The sequence below is a fragment of the Rhizobium sp. L43 genome, assembly GCF_002531725.1.
Taxonomy (GTDB): domain Bacteria; phylum Pseudomonadota; class Alphaproteobacteria; order Rhizobiales; family Rhizobiaceae; genus Rhizobium.
This window is the reverse complement of record NZ_NWSQ01000005.1, coordinates 206,482-220,521: the sequence shown is the minus strand read 5'-3', so window position 1 is coordinate 220,521 and position 14,040 is coordinate 206,482. Positions and strand designations below refer to the sequence as shown.

The window sequence follows — 14,040 nt, the reverse complement described above, 5'->3', positions numbered from 1 at the left end:
CGCGACGATCAACTGGCCAATCAAGGAAAGGTGAGGACGAGCTGGGAAGCTTCAGCCTTCCAGCTCTTCACGCAGCATTTCGAGCTCCAGCCACTCCTCCTCCATGTCGGTCAGGCTGGCACGCAGTTTCTCCATCTCGCTGGCAAGCCGGTTGAAGGCTGCGGGATCACGCGTGAAAAGATTGGGATCGGCCATCACCTGTTCGCGCTTGGCGATCTCGGCCTCGGCTTTCGCCATCTCCTTCGGCAGATTGTCCAACGCGAATTTCTGCTTGAAGGAGAGCTTGCTCTTGCCACTTCCTGCGGAGGGCGCTGCCTCCTGCGTCTTCGGCTTCTCAGCCGCTTTTTCAGCCCTCTTGCGCTCCTCGAGCGCGCCCTTGCGCTGCGCAAGCATATCGGAATAACCGCCGGCATATTCGATCCAGCGGCCATCGGGTGCATCCGGCACGGCAGGCGCGATCGTCGAGGTCACGGTGCGGTCGAGGAAATCGCGGTCGTGGCTGACGAGAATGACGGTGCCGGGAAAGCCGGCGACGATTTCCTGAAGCAAGTCGAGCGTCTCGATATCGAGATCGTTTGTGGGTTCGTCGAGGATCAGGAGATTCGCCGGGCGCGAGAGGATGCGCGCCAGCATCAGCCGGGCGCGCTCGCCGCCGGAAAGGCTCCTGATCGGCGTCCGCGCCTGTTCCGGCTGGAACAGGAACTCCTTCATATAGCCGGTGACATGACGCTGCTCGCCGTTGACGAGCAGGTTTTCGCCGCGCCCATCGGTCAGATAGTTGGCGAGCGTATCCTCGGGATCGAGATCCTCGCGCTTCTGGTCGAGTGTCGCGATCTCCAGATTGGTGCCGAGCTTTATCGTGCCGCTATCGGGCGAAAGCTGCCCGGTCAGCATCTTCAATAGCGTCGTCTTGCCGGCGCCGTTCGGCCCGACCAGACCGATGCAATCGCCGCGATGCACGCGGATCGAGAAGGGCGTAACGATCGAGCGGTCACCGAAGCTCTTGGTGATCTTCTCGGCTTCGATCACCAGCTTGCCGGATTCCTGCGCGTCCGAAGCCGTCGCCTGCACCGTGCCCTGCGGCCCCTTATGGCCGCGATACTGCGACCGCATCGTCTGCAGTTCGCCGAGGCGGCGCATGTTGCGCTTGCGCCGCGCCGTGACGCCATAACGCAGCCAGTGCTCCTCGCGCTCGATCGCCTTGCCGAGCTTGTGCTGTTCCAGCTCCTCGGCCTCCAGCACCTGGTCGCGCCAGGCCTCGAAATGCGAAAAGCCCCTGTCGAGCCGGCGCGAGGTGCCGCGGTCGAGCCAGACGGTTGCCGTCGAGACCTTTTCGAGGAAACGCCGGTCGTGCGAGATCAGCACAAGGGCGCTGCGCGTCTTTTGCAGCTCGCCTTCCAGCCATTCGATTGTGGGCAGGTCGAGATGGTTGGTCGGCTCGTCGAGCAGCAGAATATCCGGCTCCGGCGCCAGCACGCGGGCAAGGGCGGCGCGGCGCGATTCGCCGCCGGAAAGATTTTTGGGATCCTCTTCGCCGGTCAGCCCGAGATGGGACAGCAGATAGGTGACGCGATAGGGGTCGTCGCCCGGCCCGAGGCCGGCCTCGGCATAGGCCTGCACCGTGTTGAAGCCGGCAAAGTCAGGCGCCTGTTCGAGATAACGCACCGTCGAGGAGGGATGGCGGAAGACCTCGCCGGACTGCGCCTCGACCAGGCCGGCGGCGATCTTCAAGAGCGTCGATTTTCCCGAGCCGTTGCGCCCGACGAGACAGATCTTGTCCCCGGGCTCGATCTGCAGGCTAGCCCCCGCCAAAAGCGGTGCGCCGCCGAAGCTCAGGAAGATATCGTCGAGTTTCAGAATGGGAGGGGCCAAAAATCAGACTCCGGAAAGATCATAGGGCCGGGCGAGCACGATCGCCCGGCCGCTGATGAGCGAAAAGCAAACCTTGCCTTCCGCGACGTTGGAAATGGTGCGCGACGCGCCGAAAGGCAGATGGAAATCGGCCAGCGGATAACGCGCATTCTCGATGGAAAGCCCGGTCAGCTCGCTGAACCCGAGCACCGAAAACAGACTGCCCTGGGGAAGATCCAGCTCGATCGTGCCGGCAAGCAGCGGCACCGCCTCTTCCTTGCCCGAAGTCAGCAGTACATCGAAGCCCCTTTCCGCCAGGCTGACGGCCGACAGCAGATGCTGAAGCGCATGGTCGGAGCGTTCGCCGCCGAGCGCGCCGGCCAGGATCAGCCGCCGCCCGCCGCGCGCGATCGCCTCCGACACGGCGATTTCGCCGTCGGTCGCCGCCTTTGCCGCGGGATAGGGCTGTTTCGGCACATCGGGAAAGGCACCCTCGAGATCATCAGGCGTCGAATCGAAATCGCCGACCCAGAGCTCCGGCGTAATATCGAGTGCCAGCGCATGCCGCATGCCGCCATCGGCCGCAATGAACCGGCTGTTGCCGACGGCATGGCGCAGGCGCTCCGTCAGGCTGAGTTCGCCGCCAAGGAGGATGGTGAAGGTGGATGGGCTCATGGGCATTGCCCTTAGCGCAAACCGGGGGTCGAGGGGAAGGGGCGCCGGCGATCCGGCGTCGTTTGCGTTACAGCGCCGTGCGTCTTCTTTTCACGCTTATACGCTAACCCGGCGTATCCTTGTCACGCGACAGGAAGACCGCCTCGTAGCCGCCGATGAAACGCTCGAAAAGCGCTGCGAAGCGCTCGACATCCTCCTCCGGCCAGTCGGAGACGATCTCGGAGATGATCGCCAGTTTCTGCGCGACGATCTCAGCAAGCAAATTCTGGCCGACCTCGGTCATGACGACGACAATCCGCCGCGCATCGGCCTGCGAAGCCTCGCGGCGCAGCACGTTGCGCCCGACCATGTCGGCCACCACCCGGCTTGCCCGTGACGGGTCGATGCGCAGCATCTCCGCGATCATGCCGACCGTGACCTCGCCGGCAGGCTGCGCCCGGCGGACGGCATCGAGAACATCGAGATGCGAAAGCTCGAGACCCGGTGCGGCGCTTTGGATCGCCAGCCGGCCGATCAACCGTCGCCCGGTCATCAACCGCATACGACCCATGCTCCGGCCGATGCGAGGCACATTTTCCTCATCCGGCTCTGCCGGTTGCGTGGGAATAGTCTTGGTCAGCACGTCGCTCATCACTGAACCATAACAGAGCCGTTTCCGAATTTGAATATGCCAATGTCATTAATGTGCCATTGACAGATATATGCTGTTAGCACATAAAAGATCAGCAAACCCGGAATGATGCTCCCATGGACATGCAACTCGCGCCTGCGCCGCTCGTGACGGATCCTCGTCGCCGGCTTATCCTCTTCTTGTTCCTGATGACGGCCATGTTCATGGCGACGCTGGACAATCAGATCGTTTCCACGGCGCTGCCGACGATCGTCGGCGAATTCGGCCATCTCGAGCGCTTCGGCTGGATCGGCTCGGCCTATCTCCTGTCGCTGAGCGCCGTCATGCCGGTCTATGGCAAGCTCGGCGATCTCTTCGGCCGCAAATATGTGATGATGACGGCGATCACCATCTTCACCGTCGGCTCCGCGGTCTGCGGCCTTGCAGTCTCGATGAACACGCTGATCGCCGCCCGCGTGCTGCAGGGCCTTGGCGGCGGCGGCATCATGGTGTCGATCTTCGCCGTCAACGCCGATCTGTTCGAGCCGCGCGAGCGGGCGCGCTACCAGAGCTATTCCAGCCTCGTTTTGATGGCGTCAGGGGCGATCGGCCCGGTGCTCGGCGGCACGATGAGCGATCTTTTCGGCTGGCGCTCGATCTTCCTGGTCAACGTGCCGATCGGCTTCATCGTGCTCACCGGCCTTGCCTTCATGCTGCCCTATCGCAAACCGCATCGCCGCCCCAAGATCGACTATGCCGGCGCCCTCCTGCTCGCACTGACGACGACCAGTATCGTGCTTGCCACCGACAGCAGCGAATTGTTCGGCGCATTGATCTCGCCCCAGAGTATCGGCATCGTCGCCTTCGGCGTCATCTGCGCCATCGCCTGGGTATTCACCGAGCGCCGCGCGCCGGAGCCGATCGTTCCCCTGCAGCTCTTCCGCAATTCGACCTTCAGCCTGCTGCTGGTGATCTCGTTCATGGGTGGCGCCATCGCCATCGGCATGGTCAATTATCTCGCCCTCTTCCTGCAGACCACCACCGGCCTGTCGCCCTCCGCCGCCGGCCTGCTCTTCATCCTTCTCACAGGCGGCCTCGTCTGCGGATCGCTGACGGCAGGCCGCATCATCTCGAAGACGGGGCGCTACAAGCCGTTCGCCATCGCCAGCCTCACCTGCAGCGCCACGGCCTTTGCGCTGTTGTCGCAGGTCCATGCGGGAACGCCGATCGCCTTCATCGGCGCGATCATGATGCTGCAGGGCATCGGCATCGGCCTTGCCCAGCAGGTTCCCATCATCGGCGTCCAGAATGCAGCACCGGCGCGCGACGTCGGCGCCGCCACCGGCTCGGTGACGCTGTCGCGCATGGGCGGCGCGTCGATCGCCATTTCCATCTATGGCGCCATCATCGCCAATGGGCTCGGCAAGGTCGGCGTCTCCATTCCCGGTGTCGCCGATATCGAGCAGCTGACGCCGAAGATGATGGCTGCCCTTCCCGAGCCGAGCCGCCAGGCCGTCGCCGATATCTATGCCGCCGCCTTCTCGCCGCTCTTCATGACTGCCTGCGCCATTGCGCTGATCGGCCTTGTGGCTGCCATCATGCTGAAGCCTGTGCAGCTGCCCCGCGCCGGCGAGGCGAAGATCCCGCAAGCGACGACGGCGGGAGCCGCGGAATAACCCGAATCGTACACGCGGAATACTTCATCACAAGGCGCTCTTTCCGCGGGACAATCATCAGGGATTGCAATTTTCTCGCATTGTCGTCGCCAACGGGCCGGTTACTTCAATCGGCCCGTTCTTTTTCCGCGCCATTGACGAATCTCCGCTTTGTGACGGAACTTTCGCCATAATTTCATCCGAGCGAAGGGAGGCCTCACTGCCGGAGGCTTGCCAAAATGCAACGGCGCCACATTTAAACAGAGTCTCGCTATGCAACCGATGCGTAAATCAGCTACAGCAAGGACTTGTATCGGCCGATTGTGCAGTGCGAGATCAGGGGTGCGCACCTGTTGAATTCTCCTTGCCACGGTCGGTCCGAACCTGCGGTAAACCGGCAATATAGCGACATGATGCGGAGAACCAGACTGGAAAGCTTGACGACGTGGAAATCGCCCGCGCTTTCCAGTGATGCCATCTCCGCGCCGCGGCGCTTCGCGCGTCGCCTGATGCTGCTCTCGGCCATCACTATGGGAATGACGGGTTGCCAGCCGCTGATCGAGCAATCCTATCAGCCGACCGTCTCACCGTCTTCCAATCCACAGATCGTCGACGAGGTACAGAAGAACGACCCGCGCGCGGCGATGGGGGCCCGCGAACATCCGCGCATCGTCGCAAGCTACGGCGGCGAATACAAGGACGCCAAGACCGAGCGCCTCGTCGCCCGCATCGCCGGCGCGCTGACGGCGGTGTCGGAAAATCCGAGCCAGTCCTACCGCATCACCATTTTGAATTCGCCTGCCATCAACGCCTTTGCGCTGCCCGGCGGTTATCTCTATGTCACCCGCGGCCTGCTCGCCCTGGCCAATGATGCCTCAGAAGTCGCCGCCGTGCTGTCGCACGAGATGGGCCATGTGACCGCCAATCACGGCATCGAGCGGCAGAAGCGCGAAGAGGCGGAGGTCATCGCCAGCCGTGTCGTCGCCGAGGTGCTTTCGAGCGACATCGCCGGCAAGCAGGCGCTTGCCCGCGGTAAGCTGCGGCTCGCCGCCTTCTCCCGCCAGCAGGAATTGCAGGCCGATGTCATCGGCGTGCGCATGCTCGGCGAGGCCGGCTACGATCCGTATTCCGCCGCCCGCTTCCTCGATTCGATGGCGGCCTATAGCCGCTTCATGTCCGTCGATCCCGAAGCCGACCAGAGCCTCGACTTCCTGTCGAGCCACCCGAATTCGGCGCAGCGCATCGAGCTCGCCCGCGCCCATGCGCGCGCCTTCGGCCAGGAAGGCGCCGTCGGCGACAAGGGCCGCGATTATTATCTCGACGGCATAGACGGCCTGCTCTACGGCGACAGTCCGGAGGAAGGCTACGTGCGCGGTCAGACCTTCCTGCACGGCGGCCTCGGCATCCGCTTCGACGTGCCGCCGGATTTCCACATCGACAACAAGGTCGAAGCCGTGATGGCGACCGGCCCGAACGACATCGCCGTCCGCTTCGATGGCGTCGCCGACAATCAGAACCAGAGCCTCACCAACTACATCTCCAGCGGCTGGGTGACCGGCCTCGACCCGTCGACCATTCAGCCGATCACCATCAACGGCATGGAAGCAGCCACGGCGCGCGCCAGCGCCGACCGCTGGGATTTCGATGTCACCGTGATCCGCAACAATTCGCAAATTTTCCGTTTCCTGACCGCCGTGCCGAAAGGCAGCGACGCCCTTGAGCCGACGGCCAATGTCCTGCGCGCGAGTTTCCGGCGCATGACGCCGACAGAGGCGGCCTCGCTGAAGCCGTTGCGCATCCGCGTCGTCACCGTCCGGCCGGGTGAAAACATCTCGACGCTCGCCGCCCGGATGATGGGCACCGACCGCAAGCTCGATCTCTTCAAACTCATCAACGCCCTGCCCACGGGTGCAGCCGTTTCCCCAGGCGATCGCGTCAAAATCATCGCCGAGTAAAAAAAGCCCGGCTCGCGCCGGGCAGTCTGTGCTGCTGGAGGGAATATGTCGCGCAAAACTGAGCAGTTTTGCCAGGCAAAGCGTGAAACGCTTTTGCCGGGAATTGCGTAAAAACAACGAGATAGAGCGGTTCGGCGCTTCCGTTAAAAGCTGAACCGCTCTAGATTCAGGCGTAGGCTGCCATATGCGGATCGGCGCTGACGAGCGCACTACGGAGCTTCTCCATCGCCCGGCTTTCGATCTGCCGCACACGTTCCTTGGAAATGCCGAGATCGGCCCCGAGTTCTTCGAGCGTGGCGCCGTCTTCCGCCAGACGCCGGGCGCTGATGATCTTCATCTCGCGTTCGTTGAGATGTTTCAGCGCCGAGGCGAGCCAGACGCGGCGGCGCTCGCCGTCGATCATGTTGGACACCTGCTCGTCCGGCAGCGGATCGTCGCTGACGAGGAAGTCCATCTTCTCCGCACTCTCGGCGTCGCCGGAGACCGAAGGCGCCTGCAACGAGGCGTCGTTGCCGGAAAGCCTGGCATCCATGGTCTGTACATCGGCGAGGCTGACGCCGAGCGCCGCGGCGATTTCCTGGTGAATGGATTGCAGCGTCAGCTGTGTGTCGCCCTTGGCGAGCTTGGCGCGCAGACGACGCAGATTGAAGAAGAGCGCCTTCTGTGCCGAGCTCGTGCCGCCGCGCACGATCGACCAGTTGCGCAGGATATAATCCTGGATCGAAGCCCTGATCCACCAGCTGGCATAAGTGGAAAAGCGCACATCGCGTTCCGGCTCGAAGCGGGCGGCGGCCTCCAGAAGGCCGACATAACCCTCTTGCACCAGATCGCTCATCGGCAGGCCGAAATTGCGGAACTTGCCCGCCATGGATATGACGAGGCGCATATGGGCCATGGCGATCTGGTTGCGCGCGCCGCGATCGTCGTGATCTTTCCAGCGGATGGCCAGATCATGTTCTTCCTGACGGGCAAGATAAGGGGCGGCCATCGCGATTTTGATCATGCGCCGATCTGCAGACATGTTCTTCATTTCGATCTCCTGAAACAGGCCTCTCGCCCCAAATGAACAATAAAACTCACCTGCCGGAACATCGCTGTCCGGATTGAAAGGGGTTTTGAATGCAAAAGCCTCGCCCCTGGACTTTTCAGAGGGAGGCCCTATTTCTCATCATGTGCCGCGAAGACGGCTGGGCTGGACCTGTTTCTTCACGTTGCCGGATGGGCAATATTGGAAAGGCATGATCCGCTCCTCATCGAACATTGACGGAATAGCAACTCGCCCGTCGAGGCATTGCCCGGCGAGCAGTCCACAATTACGTGTGTTAAACGCGGCAGTCGGGAAAAAGTTCCAATAAAAAAACCCGGCGCGAAGGCCGGGTTTTTTTGATGGAAAAACAGGATCGTCTTAGGCGGCTTCGTCCTGCGAATCGTCCTCTTCGATCACCTTGCCGCGCTTCGGACCCTTGTTGAGATTGGTCTCGACGAGGCGGACGGCTTCGGTTTCCGACATCTTGTTGACGGCGGCGATTTCGCGCGCCATGCGGTCGAGTGCAGCTTCATAAAGCTGACGCTCGGAATAGGACTGTTCGGGCTGGTTCTCGGCACGATAGAGATCGCGCACGACTTCAGCGATGGAAATCAGGTCGCCGGAATTGATCTTGGCATCATATTCCTGGGCGCGGCGGGACCACATGGTGCGCTTGACGCGCGCCTTGCCCTGTACCACCTTCAATGCACGCTCGACGAAATCCGTTTCCGAAAGCTTGCGCATACCGATGCTCATCGCCTTCGCGACCGGAACCTTCAGCCGCATCTTGTCCTTTTCGAAATCGATAACGAAAAGTTCGAGCTTCATGCCGGCAACTTCTTGCTCTTCGATAGCGGTGATGGTACCGACGCCGTGAGCGGGGTAGACGATCGATTCACCGGTCTTGAAGCCATGACGTGCTGTGGAAGGCTTTTTCTGCTGAGTCGTCATTCTATTCAAAAACTCCCTGTTACGCTTCCGGCGGCGGCCGGAGCCGGGTCAGTCAGGCCCGGGTGAGACGGTAGTATCCGTCGGGTGACTTCACTCTGATCCCATCGGGCAAAAGCAAAGAACTTCTCGCGCACGATCTTGGGACCCGGCGCTCAAAGCGTTGATATGTCACGGAAACCGCGTACGGATTTGTTTTGCTTTCGTGATGGTTTTGGGCATGCGTCATGCCACAAATGGAACAGTAGACGAAACCTATCATAAAAATATGAGGAAATCAATAATTTGCTTCGCTTGAGTCATGCGGGCAACACATGTCACCCATATGCCTCACGCAGCTTTTAAACCATTTCGCGCAGCGGCCGCCCGAATGCGGCGACCGAATGTGGGCGCTGTCTCAATCGCCGGAACCGGGTTTCTCGGAGAAATATTTCTCGAACTTTCCGCTCTCGCCATCCATTTCCTTGGCCTCAGGCAACGGGTCCTTCTTGACCGTGATGTTCGGCCAGATGGTGGCATATTCGGTATTGATCTTCAGCCATTTGTCGAGGCCCGGCTCGGTATCGGGCTTGATCGCCTCGGCGGGACATTCAGGCTCGCAGACGCCGCAATCGATGCATTCGTCAGGATGGATGACGAGGAAATTCTCGCCCTCATAGAAGCAGTCGACAGGGCAGACTTCCACGCAATCTGTGTATTTGCACTTGATGCAGTTGTCGGTCACGACATAGGTCATGAAGAACTCCAGGATTTCCAGACGGATGGGGCCGGGCAACCTGGAACGTCGCGCCTATCCCCGTGCCGGAGGAAAAGCGTGGGCAGGCTTGGGCGGCAAGCACGCTTCCGGCAGGTTGTCAGTGACCTATCGGCTTTGGCGCCGGATTTCAAGGATAAACGATCTGCAAAAGAGGCCAGCGCAGACAGAGTTTTCTAATCCTCGTCCGACATCAGCCTGTCGATTGCGCGTCTTTCCTTTTTGGTCGGACGGCCGGCGCCAGTCGCCCGGGTCGCCTGCTCATAAGGCGTGAGACGTTTTGCCTCATCGGGCGGCGGCGACAGGTCCTCGTAGAGCAGGCGGGCCTCCTCGTAGGGGCCGCGCCGCTCGCCGGCGAGGCGCACGACGAGAACCAGATCCCGCCGCTCCAGCGTCAGCTCGATACGGTCGCCAGGCTTGACCATCTGGCTCGGATGATTGCAGCGCTCGCCGTTGATGCGCACATGGCCCGATTGGACATGACTCTGCGCCAACGAGCGCGACTTCGCCATGCGCACGAAGAACAGCCACTTGTCGATGCGCTGGCGCGAACCGCTTATCGGCTGTGTCTCCCCGCTCATGATTACTTCTTCATCTGCTCCTTGAGAGCCGCGAGCTTGGCGAAAGGTGAATCCGGATCGATCGGCTTCTCCTTGCGGGGTGGCTTCGCCTCGAAGCGCAGCGGCTGCGAACCGCCGCGGTTGTTGTTGCGGTCGTTACGATCGTTGCGGTCACCGCGATCCTTGCGATCGCCACGGTCCTGCCGGTCGCCGCGCGGCTGATCGCCCCGTGGCTGGTTGTTGCGGTCGCCTCTTGCCTGCTGCGGCCGGCCGCCATCGCGATTGCCGCCGTCCTTGCCGCGGTTGTTGCGATTGTTGTCGCGGCCTTCGCCGCCGCGATTGCCCTCGCCGCCTTCACCGCCGCCCGGCCGGCGATTGCGGTCGCCGCGTTCCTGGTTCTGACCGCGCTGCTCACCCTGGCCGCCACGGCGTTCGCCATGCCCGCCGCGCGCCTGGCGCTGATTGTCGTTGCGGCCGCCGAGACGCCACAGAAGAACCGGCTTCGGTTCCACCGGCTCGCCGGCTTCCCCGGAAGCAGGCACTGCTTCCTCAGGCGCCGACACCGCTTCCTCAGAAGCGGATACGGCCTCCGTCGGAGCCGACGCTTCGGCCGGAGCGCGGGGTTCGACCGCTTCGGTCACAGCCGTGTCGACAACAGCCGAAACCGCCTCGGTCGCGGATGGCTCGACAGCAGTCTCTTCCGCCGCCCCGTCGGCGTCGTCGTGATCGGCCTTTTCGGCCGTCTCGTCCGCAGGCGTTTCGGTGGCAGCCGGCACTGAGGCCGCATCCTGCGTCGCAAGATGGGCCGATGCCTCTTCCGCCTTCACCGCATCGGCGCGATAGCCGAGGCCCTTGAGGATTTCTTCCATGTCCTCGAGCGTCGCCCCGAGGATCGACAGCATCGCCGTCGTCGTCGTGAAGCGGCGGCCGTCATAGGCGCCCTCCGGGCGGTTGCTCTGACCGGGCTTCCACTGCAGCAGCGGACGGATGATATCGGCAAGCCGTTCGAGGATGTCGATACGCACGGCACGCTTGCCGAGGAACCGGAAGCCGGCGAGCTTGTAGAACATCCGCTCGAAGCTCGGATCGGTGACGACGGAGGTGCGGCCGGCGGCCAGCACCGGAATGAGATCGCCGTAGCCCGGCTTGTCCAAACCGTCGTTCTTCAGCGCCCAGAGCAGCGTGATGAGCTCGGCCGGCGCCGGCTTCAGCAGTGCCGGAACGAAAATATGATAAGCGCCGAAGCGCACGCCGTAGCGGCGCATGGAGGCGCGGGCCTCCTGGTCGAGCGACTTCACTTCGTCGGTGACGTCGCGGCGGAACAGCACGCCGAGATTCTCGACAAGCTGGAAGGCCAACCCCTTGGCGAGACCCTGCAGGTCTTCGGCGCGCGACAGATCATCGAGCGGCTTCAGCACCGTGCTGATATGATGATTGACGAAGCGCTCGATCCGGGCGGCGACATGATCGCGGGCATTGCCCGTCAACTGCTCGTCGGCGAGCAGAATCACGCGCGGACGCATGATGTGATCGCTGCCCGAAAGCCGCGCCACCGGGTCGCCGATCCAACGGATCAACCCGTCCGCCCCGATCGCCAGGTCGCTGTTGCCGGCGGCATGAATTCGCGCCGCACGGGCCTCGAATTCGAGCGCGAGCGCTTTCTGCGACGCAGCCTGAACCGCCTTGGCATCCGGTCCGTCCGTTCCCGCCACCGGCGTGAAACGGAATCCACTCAATTGCCCTACATGATGTCCTTCAACGAAGACATCGCCATTCACACTGATTTCAGCTTCCAGCATCGCATTCTCTCTCAGGCGCTTCATGAGCACAGATGTCCTGCGATCAACAAAGCGTTTCGTCAACCTCTCATGTAACGCATCGGACAATCGATCTTCGATTTCCCGCGTCTTTTCCTGCCAATGTGTCGGATCGGCAAGCCAACCAGGCCGATTCGAAACGTAGGTCCAGGTCCTTATCTGCGCGATTCGCGCCGAAAGCGTGTCAATTTCCCCATCTGTCCGATCGGAGCGATGAACCTGCTCCGCGAGAAACTGCTCGTTCACCGTGCCATAGCGGACGAGATCGGAAAAGAGGGTGGAGATAAGATCGGCATGTTGTGCCGGGGTGATACGCCGATAGTCGGGAAGCGCGCAAGCCTCCCAGAGTTTTTCGACGCGGGCCGGCCGGTCGGCAAGACCGATAATCTCGGGATAGCGCGACAGCTGTTCCAGCGCCTGCTGGTCGACCGCAGGCAGCGCCCGCGTCAGCCCCGGCACACGCGGCCCTGCCTCCAGGCTTGTCCGCAAGGAGTGAATCGAGGAGAAGTCCATCTCGGTCGTGCGCCACTGCAAAACCTTGACGTTGTCGAATTCGTGCCCCTCGATGCGCTGCACTAGCTCCTCGTCGAAGGGCGAGACCTGGCCGGTGACGCCGAAGGTACCGTCGCGCACGTGCCGACCGGCGCGCCCGGCGACCTGGCCGAGTTCGCCCGGATTGAGATTGCGGAACTGGTAGCCGTCGAATTTCCGGTCCTGGGCGAAGGCGACGTGATCGACATCGAGGTTGAGGCCCATGCCGATCGCGTCGGTCGCCACCAGATATTCGACATCGCCCGCCTGATAAAGCGCCACCTGCGAATTGCGGGTGCGTGGGCTGAGCGCCCCCAGCACGACCGCCGCGCCGCCGCGCTGCCGGCGGATGAGCTCGGCGATGGCATAGACCTCGTCGGCCGAGAAGGCGACAATGGCCGAGCGCTGCGGCAGCCGGGTGATCTTCTTCTGCCCGGCATAAAAAAGATGCGAAAGCCGCGGCCGCTCGACGATCGTGATGCCGGGCAGGAGCTGCTGCAGGATCGGCTGCATCGTCGCCGCGCCCAGCAGCAGCGTTTCCTCGCGGCCGCGAAGATGCAGGATGCGGTCGGTGAAGATATGGCCGCGCTCGAGATCGCCGGCGAGCTGTACCTCGTCGATCCCGACGAAGGCGGCCTTGGTCTCGCGCGGCATCGCCTCGACGGTGCAGACCGAAAAACGCGCATTCGGCGGCGAAATCTTTTCCTCACCGGTAACAAGCGCCACATTCTGCGCGCCGACCTTCTCCACCACCCGCGTATAGACCTCGCGCGCCAGCAGCCGGAGCGGCAGGCCGATCACGCCGGTCCCGTGCGCGACCATGCGCTCGATGGCATAATGGGTCTTGCCGGTATTGGTCGGCCCGAGCACCGCGGTCACACCGCGTCCACTCAGAATCATCGGCTGCGAAGTCAGAATCATCGGTCCATGCAAAAGAGGCGGGCGCCCCAGAAAAATCTCGGCTTCTCGATAGAAGCCAAAGAACACATGGACAGCTGCCGCCGCAAACGCAAGGGCAGATTTCAAAATGCGTCGACGATTACGACCTTTGCGAGTCTCGCGGAACATCCGAATGTGCGATTCGGAACAGCCTGAGAACGAATCAGCGACGAATCGCTGACTCCCGGCGATTCAGCTTTTGTTCACGGCTAAGTATTGATTTTGAATCACTTTTTCCCACTAGATGCTGAATCGCGAGACTCTCTCCCCTTCGCATGTTCGCGGTCGTGATCGGCGATCTCAGCCCGGTCTTCAGCAGGCGAAAATCCGCCCGGAAATTAACCTCTCGACCAAAGCCGGAACGAATCGGAGACGAATCGCTGACTCCGCTATTTTCGCCTTTCGTTCACGCCCACATCTGGTGGCGTCATCAGCTCCCTACGCTAGATGCGGATCGGCGGCAGATCCCTTCGTCTGGTCTACGCGCAGCGGCATCAATCTTTTGGAAGCCGGATTCAGACGGCGTTAGGACAAGGTGGGAGGATTGGCGCGCTGATCAAATACGGAACGAATCGCTGACGAATCGGCGACATCGCGACTTTCCCTCTTTGTTCACCGCAACATATTGTATTTAAATACGTTTTTAACCATAGCGATAATTTTCCGAGATGACCGAACTGAAAACGCGAATCAAACCTCGTCACATTTCAGCCATGTA

Annotated in this window: 10 protein-coding genes; 2 read left to right on the top strand and 8 right to left on the bottom strand. The window is 61.9% G+C overall.

Annotated features, from left to right (window positions below):
* Window positions 1–51 precede the first annotated feature (51 nt).
* From CO667_RS08115 to CO667_RS08105, 3 genes are all read right to left on the bottom strand, one after another.
* On the bottom strand, window positions 52–1,872 hold the full coding sequence (locus CO667_RS08115) for an ABC-F family ATP-binding cassette domain-containing protein (RefSeq protein WP_097617887.1): 1,821 nt from the start codon (window positions 1,870–1,872) through the stop codon (window positions 52–54).
* A gap of 3 nt (window positions 1,873–1,875) precedes the next feature.
* Window positions 1,876–2,532 carry a thiamine diphosphokinase gene (locus tag CO667_RS08110; protein ID WP_179874092.1) on the bottom strand — a complete coding sequence of 219 codons (657 nt, stop codon included), beginning with the start codon at window positions 2,530–2,532 and terminating at the stop codon, window positions 1,876–1,878.
* Window positions 2,533–2,629: 97 nt separating this feature from the next.
* Window positions 2,630–3,157: a MarR family winged helix-turn-helix transcriptional regulator gene (locus CO667_RS08105; RefSeq protein ID WP_097617885.1), complete on the bottom strand. Its 528-nt coding sequence runs from the start codon at window positions 3,155–3,157 to the stop codon at window positions 2,630–2,632.
* Window positions 3,158–3,273: 116 nt separating this feature from the next.
* Here CO667_RS08105 and CO667_RS08100 point away from each other — a divergent pair, with 116 nt between their 5' ends.
* A complete protein-coding gene (locus CO667_RS08100; protein ID WP_097617884.1) occupies window positions 3,274–4,812 on the top strand; it encodes an MDR family MFS transporter in 1,539 nt (512 codons plus the stop codon).
* Window positions 4,813–5,201: 389 nt separating this feature from the next.
* Complete coding sequence (locus tag CO667_RS08095; protein ID WP_097617883.1) at window positions 5,202–6,746, top strand: M48 family metalloprotease; 1,545 nt, start codon at window positions 5,202–5,204, stop codon at window positions 6,744–6,746.
* A gap of 166 nt (window positions 6,747–6,912) precedes the next feature.
* Here CO667_RS08095 and CO667_RS08090 read toward each other — a convergent pair whose 3' ends face one another.
* From CO667_RS08090 to CO667_RS08070, 5 genes are all read right to left on the bottom strand, one after another.
* Window positions 6,913–7,776 carry an RNA polymerase factor sigma-32 gene (locus tag CO667_RS08090; RefSeq protein ID WP_012559312.1) on the bottom strand — a complete coding sequence of 288 codons (864 nt, stop codon included), beginning with the start codon at window positions 7,774–7,776 and terminating at the stop codon, window positions 6,913–6,915.
* 375 nt (window positions 7,777–8,151) lie between these two features.
* A complete protein-coding gene (locus tag CO667_RS08085) occupies window positions 8,152–8,724 on the bottom strand; it encodes a CarD family transcriptional regulator (protein WP_007825443.1) in 573 nt (190 codons plus the stop codon).
* Between the two features lie 394 nt (window positions 8,725–9,118).
* Complete coding sequence (gene fdxA, locus CO667_RS08080; RefSeq protein WP_097618099.1) at window positions 9,119–9,457, bottom strand: ferredoxin FdxA; 339 nt, start codon at window positions 9,455–9,457, stop codon at window positions 9,119–9,121.
* 194 nt (window positions 9,458–9,651) lie between these two features.
* Window positions 9,652–10,056 (bottom strand): RNA-binding S4 domain-containing protein, encoded by a 405-nt coding sequence (locus CO667_RS08075; RefSeq protein WP_097617882.1) that lies wholly within the window; start codon window positions 10,054–10,056, stop codon window positions 9,652–9,654.
* A gap of 2 nt (window positions 10,057–10,058) precedes the next feature.
* Window positions 10,059–13,304, bottom strand: a complete 3,246-nt coding sequence (locus tag CO667_RS08070) for a helicase-related protein (protein ID WP_097618096.1) — start codon at window positions 13,302–13,304, stop codon at window positions 10,059–10,061.
* Window positions 13,305–14,040 lie beyond the last annotated feature (736 nt).